Consider the following 6,843-nt stretch of genomic DNA (forward strand, 5'->3'; position numbering starts at 1 on the left):
TGTTAAAAAGAGACACCATTTGACTGAGTTTCTCCAGTTGAAATGCAATCAAATGTGGGAGCGGGCTTGCTCGCGAAGAGGCCCAAAAGGCAAATAAAAAAGGCCCGCATTGCGCGGGCCTTCTTGTTTAGCCGGCGACCAGCACTCGAATCGCTTCCAGTCGCAACGCGGCCTTATCCAGCATCGCCAACCCCTGCTCACGCTGGTTACGCAACGCCACCAACTCACTGTCGCGTACGGTAGGGTTCACCGCCTGCAACGCGGTCAACCGCGCCAGTTCTTCGTCGGTGTCCGCTGCCAGGCGACGCTTGGCCTCGGCCACGCGCTCGGCATGTTGCGGGGTGATTTTTTCTTCACCGGCGTTGATCCGTGGCGTCAGCTGGTCGCGCTGGGCCTGGATGAACTTGTTGGCGCTGGCCCGTGGCACGCTTTCCAGCTGGTCGTTGAGGGTCACGAACGACACACGGCCCGACAGGTCGTTGCCATTGGCATCCAGCAGGCAGCGCAGGGCCGCCGGCGGCAGGTAACGCCCCAGTTGCAGGGCGCGCGGTGCCACCACTTCGCTGACGTAGAGCAGTTCCAGCAACACGGTGCCCGGCTTGAGCGCCTTGTTCTTGATCAGCGCCACGGCGGTGTTGCCCATCGAGCCGGACAGCACCAGGTCCATGCCGCCCTGCACCATCGGGTGTTCCCAGGTGATGAACTGCATGTCTTCGCGCGACAGTGCCTGGTTGCGGTCGTAGGTGATGGTCACACCTTCGTCGTCGCCCAAGGGGAAGCTGGCGTCGAGCATTTTTTCGCTCGGCTTGAGGATCAGGGCATTTTCCGAATGGTCTTCGCTGTCGATGCCAAAGGCGTCGAACAGGGTTTCCATATAGATCGGCAGGGCGAACTGATCGTCTTGCTCGAGGATGTCCTCGACCAGTGCATCACCTTCACCGGCGCCGCCGGAGTTGAGTTCCAGCAGGCGGTCGCGACCGGTGTGCAGCTCTTGCTCCAGGCGCTCGCGTTCGGTGCGGGCCTCGTCGATCAGGGCTTGCCACTCGCCATCGTCGGCAGCTTCCAGCAGCGGCAGCAGGCGTGGGCCGAACTGGTGCTGCAAGGCGTTGCCGGTCGGGCAGGTGTTGAGGAAGGCATTCAGCGCTTCGTTGTACCACTGGAACAGGCGCTCTTGCGGGCTGGTTTCCAGGTACGGCACGTGCAGTTCGATCACGTGTTTCTGGCCGATCCGGTCCAGACGACCGATGCGCTGTTCCAGCAGATCGGGGTGGGACGGCAGGTCGAACAGCACCAGGTGGTGGGAGAACTGGAAGTTGCGGCCTTCACTGCCGATCTCGGAGCAGATCAGCACCTGGGCGCCGAACTCTTCATCGGCGAAGTAGGCGGCGGCACGGTCACGTTCGAGGATGTTCATGCCCTCGTGGAACACCGTGGCCGGAATACCGGAACGCACGCGCAGGGCGTCTTCCAGGTCCATGGCGGTTTCGGCGTGGGCGCAGATCACCAGGACCTTGGTGCGCTTGAGCATTTTCAGCTGGTCGATCAGCCACTCGACACGCGGGTCGAAGCGCCACCAGCGGTGTTCTTCCTCAATGTCCGGTTGGGCCTGGAAGCTGACTTCCGGGTACAGCTCGGCGTGCTCGCCCAGCGGCAGTTCGAGGTATTCGTCCGGGTTGGCCAGCGGGTAGGCGTGCAGCTTGCGCTCCGGGAAACCCTGCACGGCGGCGCGGGTGTTGCGGAACAGCACGCGGCCGGTGCCGTGGCGGTCGAGCAGCTCACGCACCAGGCGTGCGCTGGCTTCGGTGTCGCCATCGTTGACGGCGGTGAGCAGGGCTTCGCCTTCGTCACCGAGGAAACCCTGGATGGTTTTGTGCGCTTTGGGCGACAGGCGACCCTTGTCCATCAGTTCCTGCACGGCTTCGGCCACCGGGCGATAGTTTTCGCTCTCGGCGCGGAAGGCTTTCAGGTCGTGGAAGCGGTTCGGGTCCAACAGGCGCAGGCGCGCGAAGTGGCTGTCCTGGCCCAGTTGTTCCGGGGTGGCGGTGAGCAGCAGTACGCCAGGGATCACTTCGGCCAGTTGTTCGACCAGTGCGTATTCCGGGCTGGCTTTCTCTTCGTGCCAGACCAGGTGGTGGGCTTCGTCGACCACTAGCAAGTCCCAGCCGGCGGCGAACAGTGCGTCCTGGGCTTTCTCGTCGTCCACCAGCCATTCCAGCGCCACCAGGGCAAGCTGGGTGTCTTCGAACGGGTTGGCGGCATCGCTTTCGATAAAGCGTTCTTCGTCGAACAGCGCAACCTGCAGGTTGAAGCGGCGGCGCATTTCCACCAGCCACTGGTGCTGCAGGTTTTCCGGGACCAGGATCAGCACGCGGTTGGCGCGGCCCGACAGCAGTTGGCGATGGATCACCAGGCCGGCTTCGATGGTCTTGCCCAGGCCTACTTCGTCGGCCAGCAATACCCGTGGCGCGATACGGTCAGCGACTTCACGGGCAATGTGCAATTGGTGGGCAATTGGTTGCGCACGCACGCCACCCAGGCCCCACAGGGCGGACTGCAACTGGCGGCTGGTGTGTTCCAGGGTGTGGTAGCGCAGCGAGAACCACGCCAGCGGGTCGATTTGCCCGGCGAACAGACGGTCGCTGGCCAGGCGGAACTGGATGAAGTTGGACAGTTGGGTTTCCGGCAGGGTGACCTGCTCGTTCTGCCCATTGAGGCCGTGGTAGACCAGCAGGCCGTCGACGTCGTCGACTTCCTGTACGGTCATTTTCCAGCCTTCGAAATGGGTGATGCTGTCACCCGGCGAGAACCGCACGCGGGTGAGGGGCGCATTCCGTAGCGCATACTGGCGGGTGTCGCCAGTGGCCGGATAGAGCACGGTCAACAAGCGGCCGTCCTGTGCCAGAACGGTGCCTAACCCCAGCTCTGCTTCGCTGTCACTAATCCAGCGTTGCCCCGGTTGATACTGCTGCGCCATGCTGCCTGACTCCCGCCGTGAAAAAGCCGACTATCTTAACGGAACACGGCCCTCAGCCAAAGGACTCCTGACAAAAACTACTCCGTTTGCGTGGTGCTGCGGAAGTCGGATCGACGGGTGGCGGGCACTTGGGAATGTCGATTGGGTCACAGCTTGGCGAGTGCGCGCTCAAGTCGCATGGCGGCGTGCCGACAGCCTGACGATCAGGAGAATAAACCTTATGCTGCCACCCATGCTGCCCGTGAGCGTTGTGCCGGTCACGTCACAACTCGATCCGGTGCGCCAGAAGCCGGATATCCCGCCCGTGGTGCCAGTACAACCGGGCTCCAATGAAAGCACGATCGACCTGAAAAACCGCGACGCCGAACAATCGACCCTGCTGCTGCGCGAAGAACAGCGCCGCCAGCAAGAGCAGCAGAAACGCCGGCGTGAAGCTGATGAGGACCCCGAGCACCACCTGGCGATCCCGGGGGATGTGCTCAACGCCGACAATACCGTGCCGGTGATACCGCTGATTGAAGATGCGCCGCGCCAGGGTTTGTGGGTGGACGTCGAAGTCTAGCCGCGCAATTCCCCCAGGGCGGCCAGCAGCCGCTCGCTGTCATCCGCGTTATTGAGCGCGCTGACGGAAATCCGCGCCACACTGGCCAGGCCACGCGCCTGCATATCCAGCGGGGTGTAGGCCACGCCGTTGGCGCCGATATTGATGCGCTGCAAGCCCAGCCGCCGCTTGAGCTCAAAGGCGTCCCAACCGGCCAGGTTGAAGGCGATCAGGCCCGATTGGCGGGTGCCCAAGTCATGCAGGCAAATGCCTGGGACCTGATACAGCGCTTGCCGAATCTGCTGGCTGGTCTGCCTGATGGTTTCCCACACCTGCTCGATGCCCAGGCGATTTATCTCCTGCAACGCATTGCCCAATCCCGCCAATAAGGCGTAGGACACTTCGCTGGTTTCAAAGCGGCGGGCGTCGTTGCGCAGGTCGAACCCGTCGGCCGTCCACGGCGCCGAAAACACATCGCGCTGGGCCGGGTTCAACTGCGCCAGGAACGCCGGCCGCACATACAGCAACGCGGTACCGCGCGGCCCGCGCAGATGCTTGCGGCCGGCGGATTTGAGCACGTCGCAGTGCAGCGCCTGCACATCCACCGGCACTTGGCCGACGGCTTGGCCGGCGTCGATGAAATAAGGGATAGCGTGTTTTCTGGCGACCTCGCCGATGGCTTGGGCCGGGTTTATCAGGCCACCATTGGCCGGTAGCCAGGTGAGGTCGATCAGCTTCACATTGGCGTCGATCATCGCCTCCAGCGCCAGCGGGCACACTGCGCCGGTTGCATCGCAGGGGATGACTTCCACGCGGGCGCCGGCTTGCACCGCAAGCTGCATGCTCGCCAAATTGCCGCCCCATTCATGGCGGCCCACCAGGATGCGGTCTCCCGGCTGCCAAGGGGCCAGCGCCTGGAACGCCATGTTCCAGGCCGCCGAGCCGCTGCTGGTAAAGGCGATGGACGAGGCGGGTGCGTTGAGCAATTGCGCGGCGGCGCGGCGGGCGTTTTCCAGCAGCAGGGCGCCATGCTCGCCGGCCTCCATGGGGCCGTCACGGGCTTCGCGGTGCAGTTGCGCGATGATCGCCTCCAGGGTGGCCTGGCTAGGCAGCGAGGCGCCGGCATGGTTGAAATGCACGATGCCGGATTGGCAGCCGGGTGTGGCGTCGCGCAGTGCCTGGGTGTCGAGCAGGCTCATGGTTGCAGCTCGAAAATCCCGTCAACCTCCACCGCGACACCGGCGGGCAGGCTGGCTACCCCGACGGCGGTGCGCACATGCCGACCCTTGTCGCCGAGGGCATTCACCAGCAGGTTCGACGCACCGTTGGCGACTGCGCTCTGGTTCGTGAATTCGCCGCTGCTGGCGATAAACACACCCAGGCGCACCGTGCGCACCAGACGCGACAGGTCATCCCCCAGCGCATGGCTCAATTGCCCCAGCAGGCCCAGCGCTGCCAGTTCGGCGGCCCGGGTGCCTTCATCATCGCTGAGGGATTCGCCCAGTCGCCCAGTGTAGGCCGGTTGGCCTTCCACCAGCGGAATCTGCCCGGAGACGAACAGCTGGTTCGCGCTGGTCACATAGTTGATGTAGTTGGCGGCCGGCTGGCTGGGTGTCGGCAGGGTGAGGCCGAGGGCTTGCACGCGTTGGCGCAGGGAGTCGCTCATGGTCAATCCTCATGGGTAAAAGAGGCTAGAGCATGTCGGCCCGGTCGGACGGCGACAAACGGATAGATCTCACCCGACGCATCGAAAAAACTCACGCGTCGTGGCAAGCGTCCTTCAGCCATTGGCTGAAACATTCCGCCGCCGCGCTGGCGGGGCCTTGGGGGGCGATCAGCCAGTAGCCGATGTCACTGTGATACGGCGGCCAGTCGAAGGCTGGCACCAGGCTGCCGTCCTTGAGCCGACGCTCGATCAAGCGGTGGCGGCCCATGGCGATGCCCTGGCCGGCCACGGCGGCTTCGACCACGATGTTGTAGTCGTGCAGCATCACCCGGGGGTGGCTGGCGAGATCGACGTGGTAGTGCGCGGACCAATCGGTCCATTCGAATGGCCGGTGGGATGTGGCCATCAATAGCGGGCTGTCACGCTCGGCCTTGAACGCCGGGCTGCACACCGGTGAGATCACTTCCGCCATCAGGCGTGTGGCCTGTACGTCGGGCCAGTCGCCCTTGCCATAACGTATCGCCAGGTCCACTTCGGCGGCGGCGACGTCAGCCAGTTGAATCGCCGGTAACAACTCCACCTGGATATGCGGGTAGCGATTCAGGAAGTCGGCCAAACGCGGCGCCAGCCATAAGGTGGCGAAGGAGGCCAGCAGGCCGATGCGCAACACCGTGGTGCTGGGCGCGGCGCGCTGGGTGCGGGTGGCGGCCGCGATGGCGTCGAGGGCAGGGCGGATCTCGTCGTAGTAGCGTTGGCCGTCGGCCGTCAGATCAATCGCCCGGGTGCGTCGGATAAACAGCGGTTTGCCCAGGTGCTGCTCAAGTTTTTGCACTTGATGGCTCAGTGCGCTTTGGGTCACCGACAATTCACGCGCCGCCTTGATAAAACTCAAGTGCCGCGCCACGGCCTCAAAGGCACGCAGGGCCAGCAAGGGCGGAAGGTCCTTGTGCAGTGCCACTTGAATACGCTCCGTTGCCTGAGGGAAGGGCCGATTTTGGGCGAAGGCCTGCATTTTGTCGCCCGCTGATTTGCCGTCGGGCGGGGCAGGCCGCATTATTGAGGCATTCCCGCCACAACGTAAGCCAAGCCATGAGTGATGACGACAAGCTGATCGACCTGAACGCCGAACGTGCCAAGCGCGTGCATGACCTCAACGACAAGCGCCTGAACGAAGTACGCCAGGCCTTCGAGCAGGCCATGCCATTGGGCAAGGCCAAGAAGAAACCCAAGAACAAACCGAAAAAGCGTTGAAACAGCCTGCATCTGTTGATGCAGGTCAGTTATTACCCTTCTTTACGCCCCGTTGTGGGCGACATTGATCCCCGTCAATTTTCCAATCCGCCTTCTCGATTAACTTAGCCCTATCGCAACAGGGCAAGTGCAGGAGGCCGGTCATGTTTTTCGATAATGTGGTGTTTGCCGGAGTGCTGACTGTTAGCCTCATGGTGCTGTTTTTTGTAGGGTTTGGTTTTTTTATCTGGAAAGACGCGAATAAGCGGAAAAAATAAGTCTTTCTGGATGACATGAGCACGCAAGGCATTTTGGGCGACTTCGGTCGCCCTTTTTTTTTGCCCGCAATTTAACTAACACCACTGGTCTTCTGTGGGAGTGGGCTTGTGTGGGAGCGGGCTTGCTCGCGAATGCGGAGTATCAGCTTGCGTA

Annotated in this window: 7 protein-coding genes; 3 read left to right on the forward strand and 4 right to left on the reverse strand. The window is 62.8% G+C overall.

From position 1 onward, the window contains the following. Positions 1-127 precede the first annotated feature (127 nt). Positions 128-2,974 (reverse strand): RNA polymerase-associated protein RapA, encoded by a 2,847-nt coding sequence (rapA, locus tag NUV89_RS26335; RefSeq protein WP_257783622.1) that lies wholly within the window; start codon positions 2,972-2,974, stop codon positions 128-130. A 220-nt stretch (positions 2,975-3,194) separates the two neighbouring features. Here rapA and NUV89_RS26340 point away from each other — a divergent pair, with 220 nt between their 5' ends. Next, on the forward strand, positions 3,195-3,536 hold the full coding sequence (locus tag NUV89_RS26340; RefSeq protein ID WP_257783623.1) for an aspartate-semialdehyde dehydrogenase: 342 nt from the start codon (positions 3,195-3,197) through the stop codon (positions 3,534-3,536). On the opposite strand, the gene NUV89_RS26345 is transcribed toward NUV89_RS26340, so the two are convergent. From NUV89_RS26345 to NUV89_RS26355, 3 genes are all read right to left on the reverse strand, one after another. Beyond that, positions 3,533-4,714, reverse strand: coding sequence for an aminotransferase class V-fold PLP-dependent enzyme (locus NUV89_RS26345; protein WP_257783624.1), 1,182 nt, complete (start codon positions 4,712-4,714; stop codon positions 3,533-3,535). The two genes, NUV89_RS26340 and NUV89_RS26345, sit on opposite strands and share 4 nt — an antisense overlap. Further along, complete coding sequence (locus NUV89_RS26350) at positions 4,711-5,181, reverse strand: RidA family protein (RefSeq protein ID WP_257783625.1); 471 nt, start codon at positions 5,179-5,181, stop codon at positions 4,711-4,713. Before NUV89_RS26350 ends, NUV89_RS26345 begins: the two co-directional genes overlap by 4 nt. 91 nt (positions 5,182-5,272) lie before the next feature. Then, entirely contained in the window at positions 5,273-6,139 is an 867-nt protein-coding gene (locus NUV89_RS26355; RefSeq protein WP_257783626.1) for a LysR substrate-binding domain-containing protein, read from the reverse strand. 131 nt (positions 6,140-6,270) lie between these two features. Between NUV89_RS26355 and NUV89_RS26360 the strand changes: the two genes are divergently transcribed. Together NUV89_RS26360 and ccoM are read left to right on the forward strand one after the other, a co-directional pair. Continuing rightward, positions 6,271-6,432, forward strand: coding sequence for a hypothetical protein (locus tag NUV89_RS26360; RefSeq protein ID WP_003172386.1), 162 nt, complete (start codon positions 6,271-6,273; stop codon positions 6,430-6,432). 143 nt (positions 6,433-6,575) lie between these two features. Continuing rightward, positions 6,576-6,689: a cytochrome c oxidase subunit CcoM gene (gene ccoM / locus NUV89_RS29840; RefSeq protein ID WP_017735918.1), complete on the forward strand. Its 114-nt coding sequence runs from the start codon at positions 6,576-6,578 to the stop codon at positions 6,687-6,689. Positions 6,690-6,843: the final 154 nt, after the last annotated feature.

It is taken from the genome of Pseudomonas sp. 18.1.10 (assembly GCF_024655625.1).
In the GTDB taxonomy this organism is placed as follows: domain Bacteria; phylum Pseudomonadota; class Gammaproteobacteria; order Pseudomonadales; family Pseudomonadaceae; genus Aquipseudomonas.

Coding starts and splice junctions, on each gene's coding strand:
- NUV89_RS26345 (WP_257783624.1), bottom strand. CDS start 4,714: ATGAGCCTGCTCGACACCCAGGCACTGCGCGACGCCACACCCGGCTGC.
- NUV89_RS26360 (WP_003172386.1), top strand. CDS start 6,271: ATGAGTGATGACGACAAGCTGATCGACCTGAACGCCGAACGTGCCAAG.
- NUV89_RS26340 (WP_257783623.1), top strand. CDS start 3,195: ATGCTGCCACCCATGCTGCCCGTGAGCGTTGTGCCGGTCACGTCACAA.
- rapA (WP_257783622.1), bottom strand. CDS start 2,974: ATGGCGCAGCAGTATCAACCGGGGCAACGCTGGATTAGTGACAGCGAA.
- NUV89_RS26350 (WP_257783625.1), bottom strand. CDS start 5,181: ATGAGCGACTCCCTGCGCCAACGCGTGCAAGCCCTCGGCCTCACCCTG.
- ccoM (WP_017735918.1), top strand. CDS start 6,576: ATGTTTTTCGATAATGTGGTGTTTGCCGGAGTGCTGACTGTTAGCCTC.